Here is a 24,839-nt window from a genome sequence, read left to right as displayed (position 1 = left end):
CTTCTCCAATTGACACATGCCGGTGACTGGGGCATGAGTCCCGGCAATGGGACAGAGAACCTGCACGAGCCTTTGTTGAAAAGGCGTTGCAGTGGTGCAGATGTTGCGGATATTACGAACGTGACTAAGCGCCGGTCAACGTCGTCGCCACCCGATCGGCCAATCCTGTGGTTTCCCCTTCGGTAGGTACGGTCCCGTACCGAAGAGGTACGGCGCCAAGGGGTTCGGTGTACGGTCCCCTCCCCGCCGAAGCCCCTACCGAAGGGGTTCGGCAGAGGGTTCGGTGTACGCCCGGAACCGCTTCCCGCAGCCGTCACGGCAACCACGGGCGCAGCCACGGTGAGCACCACGGACATTGCTCGCGGCCGAAGGTGTCGCCCTGTCGCGACGAGCGGAGAACGGCTGTACCCACCAGGGTTGGATACACAGGTCCGTACCTTGCGGGGGGAAAGCCCGGCCATTCCCGTTCCGGAGATATCCGGGCACACCTGGAACGCATACGGAAACACAGGCGGCAACGCAGGGGGCGACAGAGTGGGCAGCGAAGGCGGAAACGGGTCGACGCGGCGCTCCGCATTATCCGGATAAAACCTCGGCGTCTTCGCCCCGTATTACTTGAGGACGTCGTCGGTTTCCGAGCCGGCCACCAGCCCGATGAGTTCCCGGCGTCCCGGGATACCCACTTTCCGATAGACGTGGGTGAGGTGTTTCTCGACGGCCCGGGAGCTGACCCGCAGTTCCGCGGCGATCTCCTGGTTGGTCAGCCCGCGGCAGGCCAGACCGGTCACCCGGCGCTCGGTCGGGGTGAGCAGATGGTGCGGGAAGGCCGCGGGCGCGGTCCGGTCCCCCGTACCGTTCACGGCGCGCTCCGCGAGGACGGGCGCACCGCAGGCGCTCGCCAGAGTGGCGGCCTCGCGGGCAAGCGCCTCCGACTCCGGCCCGCTGCCCAGGCGTTCGGACAGGGACAACAGCGCGCGGGCCAGCTCCAGTTGGTTGGCGGATCCGCGCAGCACCGTCACCGCCTCGCGAAGCAGGGCGACGCCCCTGCCGCCGTCCTCCAGTCGGCCGAGCAGCCGCATGGCCCGGCCGACACCGAGGGGCGCGCCCCACTGCTCGGCGCGCGCGAACTCCTCCTCGGCGAGAGCTCGGGCACTGCGAGTGTCCCCCAGGCGCTGGTGGACACCGACGGCCCAGGAGCGCCAGGGGAAGAGGACCGGGTTGTGCCAGCCCGCGGCCTCGAGTTGGCGTCCGCAGGAGCGCAGTGAGTCCAGTGCACCGGTGTGGTCGCCGGCGGCGATCTCGCCGGTGGCCTCCAGCAGGCGGAGTATGCCGGTGAGGGTGAGCCCCTGGGGGCTGATGCGGCTCGCGCGGCGCAGGACGCGCTCCGCGAGGTCCGGGTCACGGGATTCCAGGGCGACGATTGCGTGCGTCATCGTCGCGACGGTGCCGAGGGTGTCGTGGGCGGTCTCGGTCATGCCGAGGGCCGTTTCGGACTGTTCCCTGGCCTGGGCGAGTCGGCCGCGGCCCAGGTGGACCAGGGCCTGTTCGATGTGGACCAGCGCGTTGGCGGGAGTGGTGCCCCGTGCCTGGGCCCGGTGTTCGACGGCGAGCCAGGAGTCGACGGCCTCCACCGAGTCGGCGGCGATCATCGTGATGATCACCAGGGGCAGGGTGGAGTGGACGCGGGCGGAGGTGGCGGGTTCGCGGTCGAGGATGCGTCCGGCGAGCCGTACCACCTTGTCCGCGCGCATCCGGCAGCCGAGGGTGACGGCGCCGAGCAGTGCGATGGTCAGCTCCCGCTCCGCGGCGGTGTCCAGGGGCGGTTCGGGGCCGAGCTCTTTGAGCCGCTCGGCCGCGGCGGTGAGCATGGCGGGGTCCTCGTGGCCGCAGTGGCGCAGCCTGGCCTCCAGCCGCAGTGCGAGATCGCGGTCGACACCGGTGAGCAGTTCGGCGGGGCCCAGTCCTTCTTCCGCCTGGCGCAGCAGCTCGACGACGGTCGGCAGGGCGGGGCCGAGCGGAGTGGGCGAGATGCGCAGCGCGGCGACGGCGCGGTCCCGGGCCTCGGGCAGCAGCGTCATCGCCTGCGCGATGTGGCGTTCGCAGGCCAGGGGGTCGAAGCCCCTTTCCGCAGTGGCCAGTTCGACGAGGAGGCGGGCCCGGTCGACGCCGTCGGCCGGGCTGTCGAGCAGGGCACGCTGGAGGTAGCGGGCGGCAGCGTCGGGGGCGCCGCGGCGCAACGCGGTGTCGGCCGCGGCGCGCAGCACGTCGACGGCCCACGGCTGGTGGCGGGTGACGACGGCCATGAGCTGGGCGGCGACCTGCTCGGCGGGGGCGCCCGCGGTGTACAGGAGGTTCGCGGCCTCGTCGCGCATCCCCTCCCGCTGGGTCATGGTCAGGGTGGACTCGGCGGCGTCGCGCACCGCGCGGTGGACGAAGCGCGGCTCGTCGGCGGCGAGCATCCCGAGGGCGCCGAGGGCGCGCAGGGCGCCGGTGTAGCCGAGGGAGTCGAGTCCGGCGAGCCGGGCCAGCGCCGGCGGGTCGGCCTGTTCGCCGAGGACGGCGATGGCGGCGGCGAGGTCGCGTACGGGCGCGGGCTGGGTGCGCAGGATGCTGGCGATGCGTTCGCGCAGCTGGGAAGGGGCCAACCCGCGTACCACGTCGGCGTGTTCGGCCAGCGGGCGGCGGCCGAGGACCTCGGTGCCGATGAGGGCCGCCTTCAGGAACAGGGGGTTGCCCGCGGAGACTTCGTGGCAGGCACGGACGAACTCCTCGTCGCCGGACTCGCCGAAGCGTTCGTGGACGAGGGCGTGGGCGGCCTCCAGGCTGAGCGAGGCGGGCCGCAGGGTTTGGGTGGCGGCCTCGCGCACCTCGCGGATGAGGGTGTGCTGGGTGCGCGGCTCACCGTCGCGCAGGGCGCAGACGATGACGGCCCGCAGCCCGTGCAGCCGCTTGGCCAGATAGGTCAGCCAGCGCAGGGAGGGCACGTCGGACCACTGGAGGTCGTCGACGAGGATCATGAGCCGGTGCTCGGTGTTCACGTTGACGATCAGGGAGAACAGCCCGTGCAGCACCGCCTCGGTGGCGGCGATCGCCTGGTCGGCGCCGGGCGGGGCCGTGTCGTCGGCGAGGATGTGGCCGGCCAAGGAGGCGTGGGCGTCCATCCAGCGGTCGCGGTACTCCTCGTCGGCGTCACTGAGCAGCGTCTCGAAGAGCTGCCGTACGACGCCGAAGGCGAAGTCCTGTTCCATCGGGGCCGCGTTGGCGCGCAGCACCCGGATGTCGCCGTGGCCCTCGGCGAGTCCGGACAACCGCTGAAGCAGTGCCGTACGGCCGATGCCCAGTGGGCCGGTCAGCAGGATCAGGGAGGACCGCCCGTCGGTCGCGGCGCCGAGCGCCGCGTCGACCAGTGCTGTCTCAATGTTGCGCTCCAGCAGCATTGGGGCTGTCCTCCGATCCTTGGGACGGTGCCCTCAGTTCCTCGCGTCCGCGGATGCGGAGCTTGCGGTAGACACCGCTGAGACGCAGCTCGACGGTGCGCGTGGTCACGGAGAGGAGCGCGGCGATCTCCCGGTTGCCGAGACCGCGGGCGGCGAGCGTCGCGGCCTCGTGCTCGGCGTCGCTGAGGCACCGCCACGCGGCGGGAGTTCGGGCGCCGGAGCGCCGCCGGACGTCGGACGGCGCGGTGTCCGCGGGTCGTTGAGCCCTGCCGAGGTGGGTCGGGACGTCGGTGCCCGCGGTGTCCGCGAGCAGGGTTGCGACGAGATCGTCGGTGCGGCCGCCGGGGCCGGCGGCGACGACCGACCTGCGCTCGGCCTCCTCGCGTTCGACGGACGCCAGTTCGAGCACGGCGCGGGTGTAGGCGGTACGGGCGGGAGCGTCGCTGAGGGTGGCGACGGCCGCGCGGAGGTGTTCGACGCGGTTCGCGTCGGTCACCATGGCGAGACCGAGCTCGGCCCGGCCGAGGGAGCTGGCGGCGCCCCAGCGCCGGGCGAGAGCCAGCTCCTCGTCCGCCAGTCGCTGGGCCTCCTCCCCCGAGCCGAGGTCGTGCGCGGCCTCGGCGGCGAGCGAACGCCAGGGCACTTCGGCCGGGTTGGCGCAGCCGAAACGCAGCAGCCAGCGACCGGCGGCGCGGAAGTACTCCCGCGCCTGGAAGGGGTCGTCGTCCACGCGCGCTATGACGCCCTGGGCGAAGAGCATGTAGGCGGTGGTGGCGCACTCCCGGGCGAGGCGGGGCATCGGCCGGGCGGCGGCCTCGCGGGCCCGGTCCAGCCGGCCGTTCTGGATGTCCGCGACGATGCCCAGGGAGGTCCAGTACGAGAGGAAGAGCGGATGACGCCGGGCGGGCGGCAGTTCCGCCTCCGCCGCGGCCAGGTCCCGGGCGGCGCCGGCGGGGCGCCCGTGCCGGATGTGCAGGTCGGCGCGGACGGCGAGGATGTGCGCGACGGCGATCGAGGAGCGTTCCTGGTGGGCCTCGGCGAGCATCGTGGCCAGGTGGGGCTCCGCCTCGTCGCCGTCGTCGGTGAGCATCATGGTGCGGCAGGCGAAGAGGCGGGGGACCACGAGCGGGGGGCGTCCGGCGGGGTCCGGGGCGAGGGCGGCGCGGGCCAGCCGGCGGGCCTCGTCGATGTGGGCCCCGGCCATGGCGTGCTGCCAGGAGCGCAGTCCGGCGACGGCCGGGCTGTGCGAGTGCTCGGGCAGGGCGGGCGCCGGGAGGATGTCGAGTTCGTTCGCGTCGTGGCGCAGCGCGTCGGCGATGCGCAGCAGAGCGGTGAGTTCGTGGTGCTCGGCGAGCGCGGGATCGGCGGGCCCGCTCGCTCCGGGCGGGACGGCGGACGCCGCAGGTCCGGGGGGCGGGGCGGGGGCCGGGCCGCCCGGGCTCGGGCAGTGGGCCGCGGCGTGGGTCCCCGGCGACTTGGGGGGAATCGGCGGGACGGCGGCGTTCGGGAGTACGGGCCCGCTCCCCCGTCCGGGCCGCGCTCCCTGTGCGGGCCTGGGAAGTTCACCGGATTCGGCCAGGGCGAGCCGCGGGGAGCGGGTGTCGCCGCCGAGCAGGCACAGGTCGATGGCGCGGGAGCGCAGTCCGGTGCCGGGAGCGCGGATCAGTCCGTGCAGGCGTCGTTCCGCGGCGGCGGGGACGGTGACCATCTCGGCCGAGGCGAGCTGGAACTCGATGCGGGGGCGGGTCCGGGCGTCGAGGGGTTCGTCCAGTGCGCGGGCGAGATAGCCGACGGCGCGGTCCCGGCGTCCGTCGCGCAGGGCGTCGGTGAAACCGCGGCGCAGGGTGTCGACGGCCCAGGGGTCGCCGACCGGTCCTGCCAGCAGCAGCAGATCGGCGATGCCCTGGTCGTCGGCGGCGACCCGCTGGGCGAGCCGGGCGGCGCGGACGTAGAGGTCACCGCGGTCGGCGGCCGTCATCTCCTCCAGTATTCGGGCCCGCACCACGCTGTCGCGGATGTACGGGGCGCCGTCGCGAAGGGTGGTCAGGCCGCTGGCCTGGAGTGTGGCGCGCAGCCTGGCCTCGGGCACCGCGTGCGGTCCGGCGAGCCCACAGACCAGCGGGAAGTCGAGCAGGTCGCCGCAGACGGCGAGGGCGCGCAGGGCGTCCACGGCCGCCGGATCGTGCAGTTCGCTCAGGGCCTTGGCGGCGTGGTCGCCGACCACTTCGGCGGCAACCGTGCGGAGGTGGTCGAGGTCCTCGGCGCCGGGGTGGTGCCCGGCACGGGTGAAGCGCGACAGGACGTCGTGGATGACGGCCGGGATGCCGCGGGTGGTCTCGGCGACGGCGGCGGTGAACTCGGGGTCGCCCGGGACGCCGCAGACCGCGTGGACGGCGGCGGCGGTACCGCTCGCGGTCAGGGGCGGCAGCGCGAGTTCGACGGTGCTGACGGTGCTGGTGAGGGAGGTGCCCACGCTCCACTCGGGCCGGGTGATGGCGGCACCGGTGCTGCTGGTGAGCAGGGCCAGCGGCGCCCGGGGCAGACGCCGGGCCAGCGCCTCCAGCCAGCGCAGGGAGGCCGTGTCGAGCCACTGGACGTCCTCCACCACGAGCAGGGTGGGACGGTCGCGGGCGGCGGTGAGGAGCCCGCCGAGGCCGGGCAGTCCGCCGGAGCCGTCCCGGGTGGTGAACAGGCGCGGGGCGATGTCGCGGTCCTCGCCGGCGAGGAGCTGGGCGACGACGCCGTACCGGAGTTGGTGCTCGGCGGGGGTGGCGCGGGCGGTCAGCACTCTCAGCTCGGTGTTGCCGGCCTGTTCGACGGCCCAGCGGAGCAAACCGTTCTGGCCGAGCCCTGGCTCTCCGCTCACGGTGACCACGGCGGGGCGCGCGGACCGGAGCTCGCCGATCACGGCCGAGAGCACAGCCTGTTCCCGGTCACGCTCCAGGAGCAGGAACTCGAGGGGCAACATCTGATTATCTTAGCTACGCATGGGAACAGGGTTGCCCCGTGCAACGCGATCTTCTTCTCGTCGACGCGCCGTGTTCTCCGTAGTTCCCCGGAGTTCCGCGGAGTTCCCCGGAGTTCTCCGGAGTTCCGCGGATCAGCCGCTCACCCGGGAGAGAACGGGTGGCGGCCCGCCCGCGCGCAGTGTCTCCGTCAGATCGCGGCGCCGGCCGACGCCCAACTTGCGGTAGACGCTGGTCAGATGGAGCTCCACCGTGCGTACGGTGACGAAGAGGGACTCGGCGACCTCGCGGTTGCCGGCTCCGGAGGCGACCAGCCCGGCCACCGTGCGCTCGGTGCCCGTCAGCATGTCCAGCGGTGACGCGGTGATCTCCCGCATCCGGCCGCCCGCCTCGACCAGGTCCTCCCTTGCCTCCCTTGCAAGTGCCACGCAGCCGCCGCGCCGGGCCAGTGCGACCGCTTCCCGCAGATGACCCCGCGCCTCCCGCACCGACCCGCCCGCCAGCGTCGCCCGCCCGAGCAGCAGCAGCGCCCGCGCGTGCTGGGCCCGCGCCGGCGAACCCTCCAGCAGGGCGACCGCCTCGCGCAGCAGCGCCATTCCGGCCGGGCCCGGCGTGGCGGCGCCGCGGGCCAGGGCGGCGTACCCGAGGGCGCGCGGAGTCCCCCACCGCTCGGCCAACGGCGCGCCGTGGGCGGCGGCTTCGCGGGCCTCCGCGACTCGTCCGAGCCCGCCCAGCAGACAGGCCGCCTCCAGCCACCAGGGGGCGAAGACCGGATTGCGCAGCCCCGCCGCGTCCAGCGAGTCGCCGCAGGTGCGGTACGCCTCCAGCGCCCCTTCGGGATCGCCGGCGACCGCCCGGACCCGGCCACGTGCCATCAGGTACCAGTGGTACTCCCAGACGAAGCGCTCCAGCCGGGGCCGTCTGACGGCGACGAGGGAATCCTCGGCCCGTGCCGCCTCGCCGCGTTCGGCGAGGGCTGCCGCGTACGCGGTGTACGGCCTGACCGCGCTGTCGTCCCCGCGGTCCTCCCCGAGGATCTCCAGCGAGCTCTGGGCGTCCGCCAGCGCGTCGGCGACCGCGCCGTTCTCCAGGCGGTACAGCGAGCGGGTGGCGAGGGCGAGCCCGTACGTCCGCACCGCGGCGGTGTCCCGGCTGCCGCGCAGCACTGTCTCCACCGCGGCGTCGGCGGCGCGGTTCTCGTCCGCGAGCGAGAGAGCGAGCGAGGCGGGCAGCAGCGACGACGGGCCGAGCGGGACACCGGGCGCGCGCACCGCGCGGCGCGCCCTGCGCACGCTCTCGGCGGCGGGATGGCGGCCGTCGACTGCGGCGAGCACGCCGAGCATGGCGAGCTGCTGGCGCTGGGCGGGGGTGTCCCCGGGCGGCGGGGCGAGGCCCGCGGTGCGGCGCAGAACGTCCGGGAGGGTCGACTTCTCGTCGGCGCCGACGATCAACAGGGCGGACTCGGCGAGGGTGCGCAGTTCGCGGTCGGCGGGCTCGGGATCGCTTCCCAGTTCCCTGTCGAGGTCCGCCAGCGCCCGGGTCAGGACCCGGGCCCCGTCCGGGGACCGCTGGACGCTGAGGCAGGTGAGGGCGAGCCGGACCGCCGTCGCGGCGCGGGCGCGGACATCGGTGGTGCGGGCGTGCGCCTCCTGCAGCAGACCGACCGCGCGCTTCGGATCGGTCTCGGCGAGGGCCTTTCCGAGCCGGGCCGGCACATCCGGGTCGTCCGGGTCCGCCTCCCGCACCCGTTCCAGGTAGCGGGCGGCGGCCTCGGCGGCGCCGCGCTGCTCGGCCCGGGCGGCAGCGGCTCGCAGTACGGAGGTGGCCCAGGCGTCGCCGGGTCCGGGCACCGCGAGGAGCTGGACGGCGGTCTCCTCGGGGCAACGCCCGATGTCGCTGAGCAGCCGGGCGGCCCGCAGCCGCAGCCGGGCCGCCCCGGCGGCGTCGAGCTGGTCGAGCACGGCGGCGCGCACCAGCTCGTGGACGGGTTCGCGGCGGCCCATCCGGACCAGCCCCGCCCGTCCGAGGATCTCCACGCCCTCCTCGACGTGCAGAGTGGAGAGTCCGGCGAGGGCGGCGAGGTGGGCGGTGTCCTCGGCGCCGAGGACGGCCAGTGCGAGCAGCACCTCGCGCACCCAGCCGGGCCGGCCGGCGAGCACCCCGTGCACGGTGGTGGCGACGACCTGTCCAGCGGCCTCGGTGATGTGCCGGGCGCCCTCCTCGTCGGGGCCCAGGCCGGCGGAGCGCAGTTCGCCCAGCAGCCGTACGACCGCCAGCGGGTTGCCGCCGGTGACGGAGACCAGCCGACCCACGAACGCCGGCTCGGGCCGGTCCCCGGGAAGGTGCCCGGCGGTCAGCTCGGCCACCTCCGAGGCGTCCAGCGGGCCCAGGCGCAGCGATTCCGGCAGATGGTGGGCGGCCAGGCCGGCGAGGGCTTCGGGGCCCGCGGCTCCGGCCTCCGTGCGGTGGGCGGCCACCACCAGGAGCGGCAGTCCGTCGGCCCGGCGCAGCAGAAAGTCCAGCCAGTGCAGCGAGCGTTCGTCGCACCAGTGCGCGTCGTCCAGGACCAGGACCAGGGGGCCCGAGGCCATGAGGTTGACGGCGAGTCGGTACAGGCCCTGGAGGACCGAGAAGGTGTCGGGCGCGGCGCCGGGGTGGTCGGGGTCCTCGGGGTCGGTGACGAGGGCGGCGAGCGCGCGCCGGGCGCCGCCGTCCAGGAGCGGTGAGGTGCGGCCCTTGCGGCTGGTCAGTCCGAGTCGGCCGTACAGTGCGCGGACTCCGCTGTAGTCGGTGGCGGCCTCGGCGGCGCGGCAGCCGCCGTACAGGACGGTCATGCCTGCGAAGGGGCCGTCGGCGGCGGCCTGCAGCAGCGCGGTCCTGCCCACGCCGGCCGGTCCGTCCACGAGTACCAGTCGGGGTCGACCCGCGCGCGCGGCGGCGGCGTGCCGGGCCAGGGACTCCAGCTGACCGGCCCGTCCGACCAGGGACGGTACGGAGGTGACGGCACTGGCCCGATCGCTCACTTGCTCTCCCTCGCGCCTCGACACGGCCCGGCACGGCGGCCGGTGACCGTGGCGCGGGCAGTCCCGCCGCCGGCGGTGATCACCGGCCATCAGGCGCACATGCCCTGCCGGAACCTCATCTACGCACACTCCGAGGCCCTCGGGAGGCGCCGGAGCAGAAGTCTAAGGATTTCCCCGGTCGCCGCCATGAGATCAAGTGAGAGTGCGGTGGGCAACGCCCGTGTCCGAACCCGGCCGGCGCCCCGCACGACTTCCGCGCCCGTTCCCAGGTGACCGGCGGACCGCGGCGACCACCGGCAGTCACTTCGCGAAAGGGCGTTCCCTCCATGACCTCCGCCGCCCGGCCGATCCTCTTCGTCAGCCTCCCCGAGAGCGGGCTGCTCAACCCGCTGCTGGTGCTCGCGGGCGAGCTGGCCCGACGGGGCGTACCCGATCTGTGGTTCGCCACCGACGAGCACCGGCGCGGCGACGTGGAGGCGCTGGGCGACGCGTCGCCGGTCTCGTTCGCCTCGCTGGGCGAGGTGGTGTCCGAGCTGTCCGCGGTGACCTGGGACGACGACGTGTACCGCGAGGTCACCCAGTCCTCCCGGTTCAAGGCGCACCGCGCGGTGGTCCGGCAGTCGTACAAGCCCGCGCTTCAGGCCCGCAAGTACCGGGAGTTGGAGAAGGTCGTGGACGAGGTGCAGCCGGCGCTGCTGGTCGTCGACTGCGTGGCCGGTTTCGCCGTCGATCTGGCCCTGGCCCGGAACATCCCGTACGTGCTCAACGTTCCGTTCGTGCCCAGCAACGTCCTGACGTCGCACAACCCGTTCGGCGCCTCGTACACGCCAAAGGGTTTCCCGGTCCCGAACTCCGGGCTGCCGCAACGGATGTCGGCACGTCAGAAGCTGGACAACGCCCTGTTCAAATGGCGCACGCTGGGCATGTTCCTGAACCCGGACATGGGCAAGGTGCTGCGCGAGGACGCGGCGATCCGCAAGGAACTCGGTATCGCCCCGCCCAATGCGATGACCCGCGTCGACCGGGCTGCCGCCGTGGTCTGCTCCTCAGTCGCGGAGCTGGACTACGCCTTCGAGATCCCGGAGAAGGTGAACCTGGTGGGCGCTCTGCTGCCGCCGCTGCCCGAGGCGCCGGACGACAACGAGGTGTCCGACTGGCTCGACCGGCAGTCCTCGGTGGTCTACATGGGGTTCGGGACCATCACCCGGCTCACCCGCGAGGAGGTCGGGTCCCTGGTGGAGGTGGCCCGCCGGATGGCGGACACCCACCAGTTCCTGTGGAAGCTCCCCTCCGAACAGCAGCATCTGCTGCCGCCCGCCGAGTCGCTGCCCTCGAATCTGCGGGTGGAGAGCTGGGTTCCCTCGCAGCTGGACGTACTCGCCCACCCGAAGGTCTCCGCGTTCTTCTCGCACGGCGGCGGCAACGCCTACCACGAGGGCGTCTACTTCGGTAAGCCCCAGGTGGTGCGCCCGCTGTGGGTGGACTGCTTCGACCAGGCAGTCCGCGGCCGGGACTTCGGCATCAGCCTGACCCTGGACAAGCCGCACACCGTCGACCCCGACGACGTGGTCGACAAGCTCACCCGCGTCACCACCGAACCGTCGTTCCGCGAGCGGGCCGAGCGGCTCGGCGCCCTCCAGAAGGCGGCCGGCGGGCGCAAGACCGCCGCCGACCTCGTGGTCGGCCTGCTCCCCTCGGCGTGAGCATCCCGCCCCCGCCCGCCCCCACTCCGCGTCAGCCAAGCGACAGCAGCGAGGACTTCATGGCCTTCACCCACCCCGTCTCCCGGCCGAATCTGGACGGCCGGGAACTGGAGTACGTCACCGACGCCGTGTCCAGCGGCTGGATCTCCTCCCAGGGCCCGTACGTCCAGCGGTTCGAGGAAGCCTTCGCCCGGTGGAACGGCGTCGCCCACGGGGTCGCCTGCTCCTCCGGCACCTCCGCCCTCACCCTCGCGCTGCGCGCGCTGGGCATCGGACCGGGCGACGAGGTGATCGTGCCGGAGTTCACCATGGTGGCGTCCGCCTGGGCCGTCACCTACACCGGCGCCACCCCGGTCTTCGTGGACTGCGGTGACGATCTGAACATCGACGTCGCCCGGATCGAGGAGAAGATCACCCCGCGCACCCGGGCGATCATGCCGGTGCACATCTACGGCCGGCGCTGCGACATGGACGCGGTGATGGACCTCGCGCACCAGTACAACCTGCGTGTGGTGGAGGACTCGGCGGAAGCACACGGGGTGCGTCCGGTGGGTGACATCGCGTGCTTCTCACTCTTCGCCAACAAGATCATCACGGCCGGCGAGGGCGGTGTCTGTCTCACCGAGGACCCGCGCCTGGCACAGCAGATGGCGCATCTGCGGGCGATGGCCTTCACGCGGGACCACAGCTTTCTACACAAGAAACTGGCCTACAACTTCAGGATGACGGCCATGCAGGGCGCCGTCGCCCTGGCCCAGGTCGAACGGCTCGACGAGATCCTCGCCACCCGCCGGGAGATCGAGGCCCGCTACGACGCGGGCCTGAAGGACATCCCCGGCATCACGCTGATGCCGGCCCGCGACGTGCTGTGGATGTACGACCTGCGCGCCGAGCGTCGGGAGGAGCTCCGCGCCCATCTCGACGCGCGCGGTGTGGAGACCCGGCTGTTCTTCAAGCCGATGAGCCGCCAGCCCGGCTACCTCGACCCGGTGTGGCCGACCCTCAACGCCCACCGGTTCAGCGAGGACGGCCTCTACCTGCCCACGCACACCGGACTGACCGCAGCCGACCAGGAGTACATCACCGGCGCCGTCCGGGAGTTCTACACCGGGGGCTGACCGGGGCCCGCCGCTGCGGGCCCCCGTACCCGCCCGCCGGGCCCGACCGGGCCCGGTCCGCCGACCACAGCACGAGACCCGCCCAGGGCGGGACGAGAAACAAGGAGCGGACATGACGACCAGTCCCGGCCCCACGGTGGTCGACTTCCCGTTGCGCACGCCCGAGGAACCGCTGCCGCTGTCCCAGTACGCCTCCCACCGCGGACAGAGCGGCCTGGTCAGGTCCTATCTGCCGAACGGCGTGCCGATCTGGCTGGTCACCCGGCACGAGGACGTGCGCGCGGTGCTCACCCACCCCAGGATCAGTGCCAACCCCGACAACGAGGGGTTCCCCAACGTCGGCGCGACGATGGGCGTCCCCAAGCAGGACCAGATCCCCGGATGGTTCGTGGGGCTGGACTCCCCGGAGCACGACCGGTTCCGAAAGGTACTCATCCCCGAGTTCACCGTGCGCCGGGTGCGCGAGCTGCGGCCCGCCGTGGAGCGGACCGTCGACGAGCGCATCGACGCCATGCTGGCCGGCGGCAACACCGCCGACCTCGTGGAGGACTTCGCGCTGCCGGTGCCGTCCCTGGTCATCTCCTCGCTGCTCGGAGTGCCCTCCGCCGACCGCGACTTCTTCGAGTCGCGCACCCGCACGCTGGTCGCCATCCGCACCTCGACCGACGAGCAACGCGCCGTCGCCACCCGCGAGTTGCTTCGCTACATCAACCGCCTCATCGCCATCAAGGACAAGTGGCGCGGCGACGATCTGATCAGCCGGCTGCTGTCGACGGGCCAGCTCAGCCACGAGGAACTCTCCGGCGTCCTGCTGCTCCTGCTGATCGCCGGGCACGAGACCACCGCGAACAACATCGGCCTCGGAGTGGTGACGCTGTTGTCCAACCCGGAGTGGATCGGCAGCGACCGGGTCGTGGAGGAATTGCTGCGGCTGCACTCGGTGGCCGACATGGTCGCGCTGCGCGTCGCCGTCGACGACGTGGAGATCGCCGGACAGCAGATCCGCAAGGGCGAGGGCATCGTCCCGCTGATCGCCGCCGCCAACCACGACACCGAGGCCTTCGGCTGTCCGCACGCCTTCAACCCGGAGCGCACCGAGCGTCGGCACATCGCGTTCGGGTACGGCGTCCACCAGTGCCTCGGACAGAACCTGGTCCGGATCGAGATGGAGATCGCCTACCGCAGGCTGTTCGATCGGATCCCGACCCTGGAACTGGCCGTTCCGATGGACGAGTTGGCGTTCAAGTACGACGGGATTCTGTTCGGCCTGCACGAGCTGCCGGTGCGCTGGTAGCCACCGGCACCCGGTGGGGCCGGACGGTCCCGGCCCCACCAGGACACCTCCATCCCACCTTGAGGAGCCAACGATCATGCGTGTCACCGTCGACAGGGACCAGTGCGTCGGAGCGGGCCAGTGCGTGCTGAACGCGCCCGACGTCTTCGATCAGGACGACGACGGTGTCGTCGTCCTGATGACGGAGGGTCCCGACAGCCAGGACCGGGACGCGGTCCGCGCGGCGGGCGACCTGTGCCCGTCCCGCTCGATCACCGTCCACGAGGACTGACACCGCTGCCCGACCCCCGGCCGGCGGGCTCCCGCCGGCGCGAACCACTGAAGGGACACACACCGTGACCACCGCTGCTGACGAGATCGCGGCCCGCTGGCTGCGGCGCTACCACCCGGCCGACGCCGACGCCGTCCGGCTGGTCTGCTTCCCGCACGCCGGCGGTTCCGCCAGCTTCTACCACCCGGTCTCGGCGCGGTTCGCGCCGACCGCCGAGGTGATCTCGCTCCAGTACCCCGGCCGCCAGGACCGACGCAAGGAACCCTGTGTGGCGGACCTGGGCACCCTCGCCGACCAGATCACCGAGCAGCTGCTCGCGCTGGACGACCGGCCCACCGTCTTCTTCGGGCACAGCATGGGCGCCGCCCTCGCGTTCGAGACGGCGTGGCGGATGGAGCAGAAGGGCGCCGGCCCCCGCGAGGTCATCGCCTCCGGTCGCCGCGCCCCGTCGACCACCCGCTCCGAGGAGGTCCATCTGCGCGACGACGACGGCATCGTGGCCGAGATGAAGCGTCTCAACGGCACCGCCGCCGGTGTCCTCGGCGACGAGGAGATCCTGCGGATGGCGCTGCCCGCGCTGCGCGGCGACTACCGCGCCATCGAGACGTACTCCTGCCCCGCCGACCGCCGTGTGGCGTGCGACCTCACCGTTCTGACCGGCGACGCCGACCCGCTCACCACCGTCGAGGAGGCCGAGCGCTGGAAGGACCACACCACGGGCGGGTACCAACTGCGGACCTACGCGGGCGGCCACTTCTTCCTCGTCCAGCATCTCGCCGCGGTCCAGGCCGAGATCGCCCGCGCCCTGGCCCCGGCCTCCTGAGCGTCCGGCCCGGGGGGTACGGGCCGCCTCCCGGGCAGGCGCTGGAGCCGTGACCGAAGCACACCGACCGGCGCCGTGCCCGAGCACGTCCGGCTCGGCCGTGGCCGCCGCGCGGCAGGAGAACCGCCCGCGGCCGGACGGCACCCCCGTCCGTCGCCTCCCACGTCACTTTCCGCTCACGCGTCTCCTGGACTAGGACACCATGCGCACACTTCTCGTGGACAACTACGACTCCTTCACCTACAACCTCTTCCACTACCTGTCGCGGGTCAACGGGCGGGAGCCGGAGGTCATCAGCAACGACGACCCCGCCTGGCGGCCCGGGCTGCTCGACGGGTTCGACAACGTCGTCCTCTCCCCCGGCCCCGGCACCCCGCACCGCCCCGCCGACTTCGGCCTCTGCGCCGAGATCGCCGCCGAGGGCCGGCTGCCGGTGCTCGGCGTGTGCCTGGGCCACCAGGGCATCGCACTCGCACACGGGGCACACGTGGGCCGCGCCCCGGAACCCCGGCACGGCAGGACCTCCGCCGTGCGGCACGACGGCACCGGACTCTTCGAAGGGCTGCCGCAGCCCCTGGAGGTGGTCCGCTACCACTCCCTGGCCGTCACCGAACTGCCGCCGGACCTCGAAGGCACCGCGTTCTCCCCGGACGGCGTGCTGATGGCGCTGCGCCACCGCACCCTGCCGCTGTGGGGCGTGCAGTTCCACCCCGAGTCGATCGGCACCCGCGAGGGGCACCGGCTGCTGGAGAACTTCCGCGGCCTCACCGAACGCCACGGCCGCCCCCGGAACCGCGCCGCCGCCTCCGCCCGCCCGACCGCCCCCGAACCGGAGCCGCCGGTGCGGGAGTTGCGGGTGCTCGTCGAGCAACTGCCCGCCCGCTTCGACGCGGAAGTCGCCTTCGATGCCCTGTTCCGGGGCGGCGAGCACCCGTTCTGGCTCGACAGCAGCCGCCCCGACGACCGTCTCGGCCGGCTCTCGGTGCTGGGCGACGCCTCGGGCCCGCTCGCCAGGATCGCCAAGGCCGACGTCACCGCGGGCACCGTCACCGTCACCGAAGACGGCGCCACCCGCACCGTCGACAGCCCGTTCCTGACCTGGCTGGAGCAGGACCTGGCCGGGCTGCGCACCCAAGTGCCCCCGCTGCCCTTCGAGTTCGCCCTGGGCTGGGTCGGCTACCTCGGCTACGAGCTCAAGGCCGAGTGCGACGGCGAGGCCGCGCACCGCTCCCCCGACCCCGACGCCACCCTCGTCTTCGCAGATCGGGCCCTGGTCGTCGACCACCACAGCGACACCGGCTATCTGCTGGCCCTCGCCGAGGACGGCCGGGAAGACGCGGCACGCGCCTGGCTCGCCGACGCCGCCGACACCCTGCGCGGCATCGCGGGACAGCGACCCGGCCCGTGCGCCGAGACTCTCGAATGCACCACGGGGCCGGTGGAGCTGCGCCACGACCGGGACGCCTACCTCAAGCTGATCGACGTCTGCCAGCAGGAGATCGCCGCGGGCGAGACCTACGAGGTCTGCCTCACCAACATGGCAGAGACCGAGACCGACCTCGACCCGTGGCAGGCCTACCGGGCCCTGCGGCGCGTGAGCGCGGCACCGTTCGCCGCGTTCCTGCACTTCGGGCCGGTCGCGGTGCTCAGCAGCTCGCCCGAGCGCTTCCTGCGCATCGACCGGCACGGCGCCATGGAGTCCAAGCCCATCAAGGGCACTCGGCCGCGCGGCGCCACCCCGGAGGCCGACGCCCTGCTCGCCGACGACCTGGCGACGTGCGAGAAGGACCGCGCCGAGAACCTGATGATCGTCGATCTGGTCCGGCACGACCTGGGCCGCTGCGCGGCGGTCGGATCGGTCGTCGCCGACCCGGTCTTCCAGGTGGAGTCCTACGCGAGCGTCCACCAGTTGGTGAGCACCGTGCGGGCCAGGCTGCACGCGGACAGCAGTCCGGTGGCCGCGGTGCGGGCGGCGTTCCCCGGCGGGTCGATGACCGGCGCCCCCAAGATCCGCACCATGGAGATCATCGACCGCCTGGAGGGCGGCCCCCGCGGCGTCTACTCGGGCGCCATCGGCTACTTCTCGCTGACCGGCTCCGTCGATCTGTCGATCGTCATCCGCACCATGGTGCTCAGCGGCAACCGGCTGCGCTACGGCGTCGGCGGCGCCGTCATCGCCCTCTCCGACCCGGCCGCCGAGTTCGAGGAGACGGCCGTCAAGGCGACCCCGCTGCTGCGGCTGCTGGGCGCCGGGTTCCCGGGCCGCGACACGCCCGACGACGCGTCCCGGCCCCAGGGACACGCGCAGGAACCGGCGCTTCCCTAGGGCCCGTTGCCGCGGTGCGGTCCGGCGGCCGGAGGCGGTCGCCGGACCCGCCCCCGTTCCCCGCCCGGCCGCTCCGCGCCGCTTCCCCGGGCATCTCTAGGGAAAACACGGCCCGCGCGGCAAGAGTCTGGAGCGGTTCTCTCTCCATGACGGCGACGCTCGACCCCCGGGAGTGATGGTGCCCGTCCACACCCACGACTATCTGATCGATCCCCCCGGTCGCGCCCTGGACGGGCTGACCCTGCCCACGGTGTTCGACACAGCCGTGCGCCGGGGCGCCGACTCCGTCGCCCTGCTCGCCGACGACCGCACACTGACCTGGAACACCTGGCGCACCGAGGTGGACGCGCTGGCGCGCGGCCTCCAGGCCGCCGGAGTGGGCCCCGGTGACGTACTCGCCCTGCACCTGCCCAACTGCTGGGAGTACCTGACGCTGCATCTGGCGGCCGCCTCGATCGGCGCCGTCACCATGCCGGTCCACCAGGGCAACGCCCCCGTCGACGTGCTGGCGCTCCTGGAGCGGGTACGGCCCGCCGCGGTCGCGCTGCCGCCGCGCGACCGCGAGGACGCGGGCCCGCTCTCGGCGACCGCGCTGCGCGAGGCGGTGCCCTCGCTGCGGACCGTGCTGGTCGCCGGGGACGAGGCGGCTCCCGGTGAACAGACCGTCAGCGGTCTGCTCACCCGGTGGGCAGGGCAGCAGCCCGAACCCGTCGACGTGCGGCCCGAGTCGCCGTTCCTGCTGCTGCCCTCGTCCGGCACCACTTCGGCGCGGCCCAAGATCTGTCTGCACTCGCACGACACGCTGCTCACCAACTCGCGGGCGGCCACCGAGGACTCCGCCGAGGCGTTCGCGGGGACCGTGCTGACCGCGTGCCCGCTGACCCACTGCTTCGGACTCCAGTCGGTGTACTCGGCGCTCTTCCGCGCCGGCCGTCACGTGCTGCTGCGCACCTGGGACGGCGAGCGGTTCATGGAAATGGCCGCGCGGCACGACCCGAGCGTGGTCGTCGCGGTGCCCGCCCAGCTGCACGACATCGTGACCCGGGCAAAGCGTCTGCCGGACAGCGGCGGGCTGCGGCCCGACCGGATCCTCACCGCGGGGGCCGCGCTGCCGCCCGCGCTGGTGCGCGAGGTGCGGCAGACCCTGGACACCACGCTGATCGTGGTGTGGGGCATGTCGGAGGCGGGCAACGGCACCAGCAGCCTGGCCGCCGACCCGCCGGAGGTGGCCTCCGGCAGCGTGGGCCGACCCGTCAGGGACTCCGAGATGCGGGTCATCGGCGAGGACGGGCTGCCGTGCCCGCCCGGTGAACCGGGCGAGCTGCAGTACCGCGGGCCCACCCTGTTCCACGGCTACTACGGGGAACCTGAGCTCACCCGCTCGGTGCTGACCGAGGACGGCTGGCTGCGCACCGGCGACCTCGCCTCGATCGGCGCCACCGGGCTGGTCTCCTTCCACGGCCGGTCGGCGGAGCTGATCAACGTGGGCGGCCGCAAGTTCAACGCGGTGGAGATCCAGACCCTGCTCGCGGACATGCCGGACATCGGCCCGCTCGCCGTCGTCGCCCGACCCGATCCGCGGCTGGGCGAGTACCCGGTCCTGGTGGTCACCGAACGGACCGCGCCGAGCGACACCCCGGCAGCGTCCGGCACACCGGCAGCGTCCAACGCCTCGGCAGCGTCCGGCACTTCGGGACGCGGCACCGTCTCGCTGGGGGACGTCACGGCGTTCCTGCGGGCGTCCGGGACCGCCGAGTACAAGATCCCGCTGGAGGTCGTGGCGCTGCCCGCGCTGCCCCTCACCCCGGCCGGGAAGGTCCACCGCCGGGCGCTCGAACAGCACCTGGCCCAGAGCACCGACCAGCCCGCCGGCGGCGGGGAGCACACGCCGCGCCCAACCCTGCGGGACGCGCTGGCCCTGGTCGTCGAAGCCGTCACCGAGGTGCTGGCCGCCGTACCGGGCAAGGACGCCCCCGCCGCCCCGATCGGCCCCGACGTCACCTTCCGCGCCCACGGCCTGGACTCTGTCGCCTCCGTACGGCTGCGCAACGCGCTCGCCGAGGCGACCGGACTGACCCTGCCCGCCGGGCTGGCCTTCGACCACCCCACTCCGCAGGAGCTGGCCCGCGAACTGGCCGGCCTCAACGGGCCGCAGACCGCGGAGACCGCCCGGCCCGCGGACGCCGACGAGCCCGTCGCGATCGTCTCCATGGCCTGCCGGCTGCCCGGCGGCGCCACCTCGCCCGAGGCGCTCTGGGAGCTGCTGCGCGAGGGCACCGACGCCGTCACCGGCTTCCCCGAGGACCGCGGTTGGGACCTCGACGCCCTCTTCGCCGACACCCCCGAGGGCGCCGACGCCCCCGGTACCTCGGTGGCCCACGAGGGCGGATTCCTGCGCGACGCCGCCCACTTCGACGCCGGGTTCTTCGGGATGTCCGCGCGTGAGGCGCTCGCCACCGACCCGCAGCAGCGGCTGCTCCTGGAGACCGCCTGGGAGGCGGTCGAACGCGCCAGGCTCGACCCGGCGACCCTGGCGGGCAGCCGGACCGGTGTGTTCACCGGCGCGATGTACCACGACTACGCGGCGGGAGCCGCCGACCCCGCGGGCGAGCTGGAGAGCCTGCTGCCGGTGGGCACCGCCGGCGGCGCGCTCTCCGGCCGGATCGCCTACACCCTGGGACTGAGCGGCCCGGCCCTCACCGTCGACACCGCCTGCTCCTCGTCCCTGGTCGCCCTGCACCTGGCGTGCCGCTCGCTGCGGTCCGGCGAGTCGGACCTGGCGCTGGCCGGCGGGGTCGCGGTGATGTCCACGCCCGCCGCCTTCGTCGGCTTCTCCCGGCTGCGGGGCCTGTCCCCCGACGGCCGCTGCAAGTCCTTCGGCGACGGCGCCGACGGCGCGGCCTGGTCGGAGGGGGCCGGGCTGTTCGTCCTGGAGCGGCTCTCCGACGCCCGCCGCAACGGCCACCCCGTACTCGCCGTGATCCGCGGCTCCGCCGTCAACCAGGACGGCGCCTCCAACGGGCTCACCGCCCCCAACGGCCCCGCGCAGCAGCGGGTCGTCCGGCAGGCCCTCGCCGACGCGGGGATCGGCGCCGACGAGGTCGACGCCGTCGAGGCGCACGGCACCGGCACCACACTCGGCGACCCCATCGAGGCCGAGGCGCTGCTGGCCACCTACGGGAGCGAGCGCCCCGAAGGACGGCCGCTGTGGCTGGGCTCCGTCAAGTCCAACCTGGGCCACACCCAGGCGGCCGCGGGCGCCGCCGCCCTCATGAAGATGGTGCTGGCCCTGGAGCACGAGCAACTCCCGCGCACCCTGCACGCGGACACCCCGACCACCCGGGTCGACTGGAGCGCGGGCACCGTGCGACTGCTGTCCCGGGCGCGGGACTGGCCCCGCGAGGACGGCCGCCCGCGCCGGGCCGGGATCTCCTCCTTCGGCATCAGCGGCACCAACGCGCACCTGGTCCTGGAGGAGGCGCCCGCCGCCGACCCGGGCCCGGAGGTGCCCGAGGGCGCCGCGGACGGCGCGGACGGCGCGCCCGTGGCGCCGTGGCTGGTGTCGGCGAAGGACCCGGACGCGCTGCGCGGACAGGCCCGGCGGCTCGCCGGGTACGCCGCCGCGCATCCGGAGGTCTCCGCCGCGGACATCGCCCACTCGCTCCTCACCACCCGCGCCGTGCACCCCCACACGGCCGTGCTGACCGGCTCGGACCGGGCCGGACTCCTCGCCTCCGCCGAGGCGTTCGCGCGCGGCGAGACGCCGGGGAGCGCCGGACGCGGTCCGCGGGGCGGCGGCCGGGAGACGGCGTTCGTCTTCACCGGTCAGGGCAGTCAACGCCCGGGCATGGGCCAGGGGTTGGCCGCCGCGTTCCCGGTCTTCGACACCGCGCTGCGCGAGGTGTGCGCGCTCCTCGACCCGCTCCTGGAGCGGCCGCTGTCCGAGGTGCTGCGGGCCGACCCGGAGAGCACGGACGCCGCGCTGCTGGACCGCACCGGGTACGCCCAGCCCGCACTGTTCGCCTTCGAGGTCGCCCTGTACCGGCTGCTGGAGTCCTGGGGCGTGGTCCCCGACCGGCTGGTCGGACACTCCGTCGGCGAGATCGCCGCCGCACAGGTCGCCGGGGTGCTGTCGCTCGCCGACGCGTGCGCCCTGGTCGCCGCGCGCGGGCGGCTGATGGAGGCGCTGCCGCCGGGCGGCGCGATGGTCGCGGTGCGCTGCACCGAGGCGGAGGCGGGCGCGCTGCTCGCGGAGTGCGCCCCCGAGGTCGTGGTGGCCGCCGTCAACGGGCCGTCCTCCGTGGTGCTTTCCGGCGCCGAGGACGCGATATCCGCGCTGGTCGCCGAGGCCGCGGCGCGCGGGCACAAGACGCGGCGGCTGGTGGTCAGCCACGCGTTCCACTCGCCGCTGATGGATCCGATGCTCGCCGAGTTCCGGGCTACGGTCGCCGAACTCTCCTTCGCGGCACCCGCGATGCCCGTGGTCTCCGGGGTGACCGGCAGGCCGCTCACCGCTCAGGAGGCGGTCGACCCCGAGTACTGGGTGCGGCACGCCAGGGACACCGTCAGGTTCGCCGACGCGGTCGCGACTCTCGACGCCGAACACACCGGCGTGTACGTCGAGTTGGGGCCGGAGGCGGCCCTCACCCCGATGGTCGGCGAGTGCCTCGGCGACCGCGACCCCGACACCGCGCCCGCCGTGTTGCCGGTGCTGCGCGGCGGCGCCGACGAGGCCGGGTCCGCGCTCGCCTGCGCGGTGCGCCTGCACGCGCTCGGGCTGCCCGTGGACTGGCGGGCGGCGCTGCCGGGCGCCAGGACGGTGACGCTGCCCACCTACGCCTTCCGGCACGAGGCGTACTGGCTGGCGTCGGTGCCGCTGGGCGCCGTCGTCACCGGTCCGCTCCCGGACGGGGCCGGAGCGGCCGGCACGGGCCCGGAGCTGGCCGAACGGCTGGCCGGGCTCACCGACTCCGAGGCCGAGAGCCTGGTCACGGAGTTGGTCCGGGGCGAACTCGCGGCGGTGACCGGCGGCGGGCTGCCGTCCGACGCGGGAGCCGAAGTCGCCTTCACCGAGCTGGGGGTCACCTCGGTCACCGCCGTGGAGCTGCGCAACCGGCTGACCGCCGCCACCGGCGTCCGACTGCCGCCCACCCTGGTCTTCGACCATCCCTCCCCCGGCGCGGTGGCCAGGCTGGTGTGCGACGCGCTGCGGGACACCCGCCCGCGCCCCCGCCGTGATCCGGCCGCCCTGGTCGACGAGTTGGAGACGCTGCTCGTCTCCGGCGCGACCGTCGACTCGGACACCGCGGCCCGGCTGCGGGCCCTGGCGGGCCGCTGGACACCGTCCAGGGGCGGCGCCCAGGCACACGGCACGGACCGGGGCACGGGAACCTTCGACGTGGCCGACGCCTCCGACGAGGAACTGTTCCGCCTCATGGACGGCGACCCGGCGTGAGCGCGCCGCGTCCCCCGGCCCCGAACAGCCGCAGGCTCAGGAGTGGCCCGCACCCCGAAGACCCGTACCGCGAACGCCCGCCCGGCGTACGCCCGTACGGCGAACGCCCGTACCGCGAGGGCGCCCTGCCGGCGGCCGTGTTCCGGGTTCCGGCGGGGCCGGGTCCCCTGTCCCCGCGGCCCGGGGCCGGGGCGCGCGGTCGCCCGCGGTCCCGGCGCCCGATCCGGCCGTGACCGGCCACGATCGTCAGTCCCCCGCCCTCCGCGGGCGGGGCACTCACGCGGGGGCCCGGTGTCCGGGCCCCCGTCGCCCATCCGGCCGGTGATCCACCGACCGCACCACCCACCAGCGGGAGTACATCTCATGAGCGGGCTCATCACGCCCCCTGTCACCCGGCCGGGACCGGCGCCGGGCTCCGGTTCCGGAGACCTGATGATCGAGGTGGACAACGTCACCAAGTCCTTCGGCTCGGTCCACGCCCTGGACTCGGTGAGCGTCGCCGTCCCGCGCGGCACGGTCCTCGGGCTCCTCGGCCACAACGGCGCCGGCAAGACCACTCTGGTCAACATCCTCACCACCGCGCTGCCGCTCACCTCGGGGCGGGCCCGTGTCGCGGGCTTCGACGTGGCCGACAACCCCGTCGAGATCCGCCGTCGCATCGGCCTGACCGGGCAGTTCGCCTCGGTGGACGGGCAGCTCAGCGGCCGCAAGAACATCGTGCTGATCGCCCGGCTGCTCGGCGCGGGACGTCGGGCAGCCGCGGCGCGCGCCACCGAACTCCTCGAACTGTTCGGCCTGACCGAGGTCGCCGACCGGCGGGCGAGCAGCTACTCGGGCGGGCTGCGGCGGCGGCTCGACCTCGCGGTGTCGCTGGTCGGCGCCCCGGACGTGCTCTTCCTCGACGAGCCGACCACCGGACTCGACCCGACCAGCAGGCTCAACCTGTGGGAGATCGTCGAGGGCCTGGTCCGGCAGGGCACCACAGTGCTCCTGACGACGCAGTACCTGGAGGAGGCCGACCGGCTCGCGGACACCATCACGGTGCTGTCCGCGGGACGGCTGGTGGCGTCCGGAACGGCGGCCGAGCTGAAGGCGACCGTCGGGCGCCGCACGGTCACCCTCACCCTGGACACCGGCGAGGACCTGGTCAGGTCGCGCGCGGCGCTGCACGTCGCGGGCTTCGCCGCGGTCAACGGGGAGGACGGGACGCGCACCCTCGTCGTCCCGGCCGAGACCACGCGGGAGATAGCGGGCGTCATCAGGACCCTGGACCAGGCAGGCGTCGAGGCGAGCGAGCTGGCCTTCGGCGAGCCCAGCCTCGACGACGTGTACCTGGCGCTCGCCGACCGCTCCGCGGTCCGGGCCCCGGCGTGAGCGCCCCGCGCCCCACTGCGGCGCGGCACCCAGGACCCGACGAGCCCCGCGCCACCCCGGCGGACGCCCCCGCCGACCGACGTCCCCCGTGGAGGACCCGATGACCACCCAGCTCACCCCCACGGCCGGACCGGCGCCCCGCGTCGCGGCCGCCGACCGGCCCGTGTCCGGCGGGAGTTCGTTCCTCGCCCAGGTCCGTGTGCTGACCGGGCGGTCGCTTCGCGCCATGGTGACCGATCCGGGCATCGTGCTGTTCGGCCTGATCCAGCCAATCGTGATCCTGTTCGTGCTGACGCAGGTGTTCAGCAAGATGGGCATGCCGCCGAACTTCCCCGAAGGGGTCAGCTACCTCGACTACGTGCTGCCCGCCATCCTCGTGGACAACGCGGCACAGTCGGCGATGCAGTCCGGAGTGGGTCTGGTCGAGGACCAGAAGAACGGCATGGTCGCCCGGCTGCGCTCGCTGCCGGTGCACCCGGGAGCGCTGCTCGTGGCGCGGAGCCTGGTGGGCCTGGTCCGCAGCGCCGTCCAGGTGCTGGTGATCATGGTGCTGGCGATGACGGTGCTCGGTTACTCGCCGCACGGCGGCCTGGCCGAACTGGCGCTCTCCGCCGGTCTGACGCTGTTCATCAGCTTCTCGCTCGGCTGGGCCTTCATCGCGGCCGGTGCCTGGCTGCGGCGGGCCGAGCCGCTCCAGAACCTCGCACTGATCTTCATCTTCCCGCTGATGTTCGCGTCCAGCGCCTACGTTCCGGTCGCGGACCTGCCCACCTGGCTGCAGGTGGTCGCGAACGTCAACCCGCTGACGTACGCCATCGACGCGACCCGCGCGCTCGCCCTGGACATGCCCGGCCTCGACCACGCGTTCCCCGCCGTGGCGATCTGTGTGGTGATCACCGTGGTCGGTGCGGTGGCCGCCCTCCGCGGCTTCCGCCGGCCCCTCTGACCCCTCGCGCGAACTCCTCCGCACGCACGGGGGAAGAGGCCCGCGGACGTTGATTCTCAGCGTCCGCGGGCCTCTTCTCGTGTCCGGAACCGGGCCTCGGGCC

12 protein-coding genes are annotated in these 24,839 nt (G+C 73.8%); 9 read left to right on the top strand and 3 right to left on the bottom strand.

Translation table 11 applies throughout. The features are described 5' to 3' along the window. Positions 1-611: 611 nt before the first annotated feature. The 3 genes from MTQ01_RS13495 to MTQ01_RS13485 all read right to left on the bottom strand — a co-directional run bounded on the left by MTQ01_RS13495 (position 612) and on the right by MTQ01_RS13485 (position 9,426). On the bottom strand, positions 612-3,437 hold the full coding sequence (locus tag MTQ01_RS13495; protein WP_247490101.1) for an AAA family ATPase: 2,826 nt from the start codon (positions 3,435-3,437) through the stop codon (positions 612-614). After that, complete coding sequence (locus MTQ01_RS13490; protein WP_247490099.1) at positions 3,415-6,405, bottom strand: LuxR family transcriptional regulator; 2,991 nt, start codon at positions 6,403-6,405, stop codon at positions 3,415-3,417. The genes MTQ01_RS13495 and MTQ01_RS13490 overlap by 23 nt, the downstream gene beginning before the upstream one ends. A 132-nt stretch (positions 6,406-6,537) precedes the next feature. Continuing rightward, positions 6,538-9,426, bottom strand: coding sequence for a LuxR family transcriptional regulator (locus MTQ01_RS13485; RefSeq protein ID WP_247490097.1), 2,889 nt, complete (start codon positions 9,424-9,426; stop codon positions 6,538-6,540). A 326-nt stretch (positions 9,427-9,752) separates the two neighbouring features. Here MTQ01_RS13485 and MTQ01_RS13480 point away from each other — a divergent pair, with 326 nt between their 5' ends. The 9 genes from MTQ01_RS13480 (at position 9,753) to MTQ01_RS13440 (ending at position 24,736) form a co-directional block, all read left to right on the top strand. Further along, the gene (locus MTQ01_RS13480; RefSeq protein ID WP_247490095.1) at positions 9,753-11,129 is read left to right on the top strand and encodes a glycosyltransferase; all 1,377 of its coding nucleotides are present in this window, start codon (positions 9,753-9,755) and stop codon (positions 11,127-11,129) included. A 59-nt stretch (positions 11,130-11,188) separates the two neighbouring features. Beyond that, positions 11,189-12,247: a DegT/DnrJ/EryC1/StrS aminotransferase family protein gene (locus MTQ01_RS13475; RefSeq protein WP_247490668.1), complete on the top strand. Its 1,059-nt coding sequence runs from the start codon at positions 11,189-11,191 to the stop codon at positions 12,245-12,247. A gap of 112 nt (positions 12,248-12,359) precedes the next feature. Continuing rightward, complete coding sequence (locus tag MTQ01_RS13470; RefSeq protein WP_247490093.1) at positions 12,360-13,541, top strand: cytochrome P450; 1,182 nt, start codon at positions 12,360-12,362, stop codon at positions 13,539-13,541. A gap of 76 nt (positions 13,542-13,617) precedes the next feature. Continuing rightward, a complete protein-coding gene (locus tag MTQ01_RS13465; RefSeq protein WP_247490091.1) occupies positions 13,618-13,812 on the top strand; it encodes a ferredoxin in 195 nt (64 codons plus the stop codon). A 64-nt stretch (positions 13,813-13,876) separates the two neighbouring features. Beyond that, positions 13,877-14,635 (top strand): thioesterase II family protein, encoded by a 759-nt coding sequence (locus tag MTQ01_RS13460; RefSeq protein ID WP_247490089.1) that lies wholly within the window; start codon positions 13,877-13,879, stop codon positions 14,633-14,635. Positions 14,636-14,837: 202 nt separating this feature from the next. Continuing rightward, positions 14,838-16,961, top strand: coding sequence for an aminodeoxychorismate synthase component I (gene pabB / locus MTQ01_RS13455; protein WP_247490087.1), 2,124 nt, complete (start codon positions 14,838-14,840; stop codon positions 16,959-16,961). A 175-nt stretch (positions 16,962-17,136) separates the two neighbouring features. Next, entirely contained in the window at positions 17,137-22,416 is a 5,280-nt protein-coding gene (locus MTQ01_RS13450) for a type I polyketide synthase (RefSeq protein ID WP_247490085.1), read from the top strand. Positions 22,417-22,779: 363 nt separating this feature from the next. Further along, positions 22,780-23,790: an ATP-binding cassette domain-containing protein gene (locus tag MTQ01_RS13445; protein ID WP_247490083.1), complete on the top strand. Its 1,011-nt coding sequence runs from the start codon at positions 22,780-22,782 to the stop codon at positions 23,788-23,790. A 100-nt stretch (positions 23,791-23,890) separates the two neighbouring features. Beyond that, on the top strand, positions 23,891-24,736 hold the full coding sequence (locus MTQ01_RS13440; protein ID WP_247490080.1) for an ABC transporter permease: 846 nt from the start codon (positions 23,891-23,893) through the stop codon (positions 24,734-24,736). Positions 24,737-24,839: the final 103 nt, after the last annotated feature.

It is taken from the genome of Streptomyces sp. XM4193 (assembly GCF_023072595.1).
GTDB lineage: Bacteria > Actinomycetota > Actinomycetes > Streptomycetales > Streptomycetaceae > Streptomyces.
Note: the sequence above shows the minus strand (reverse complement) of the source record. Positions and strands in the feature narration are given on the sequence as shown.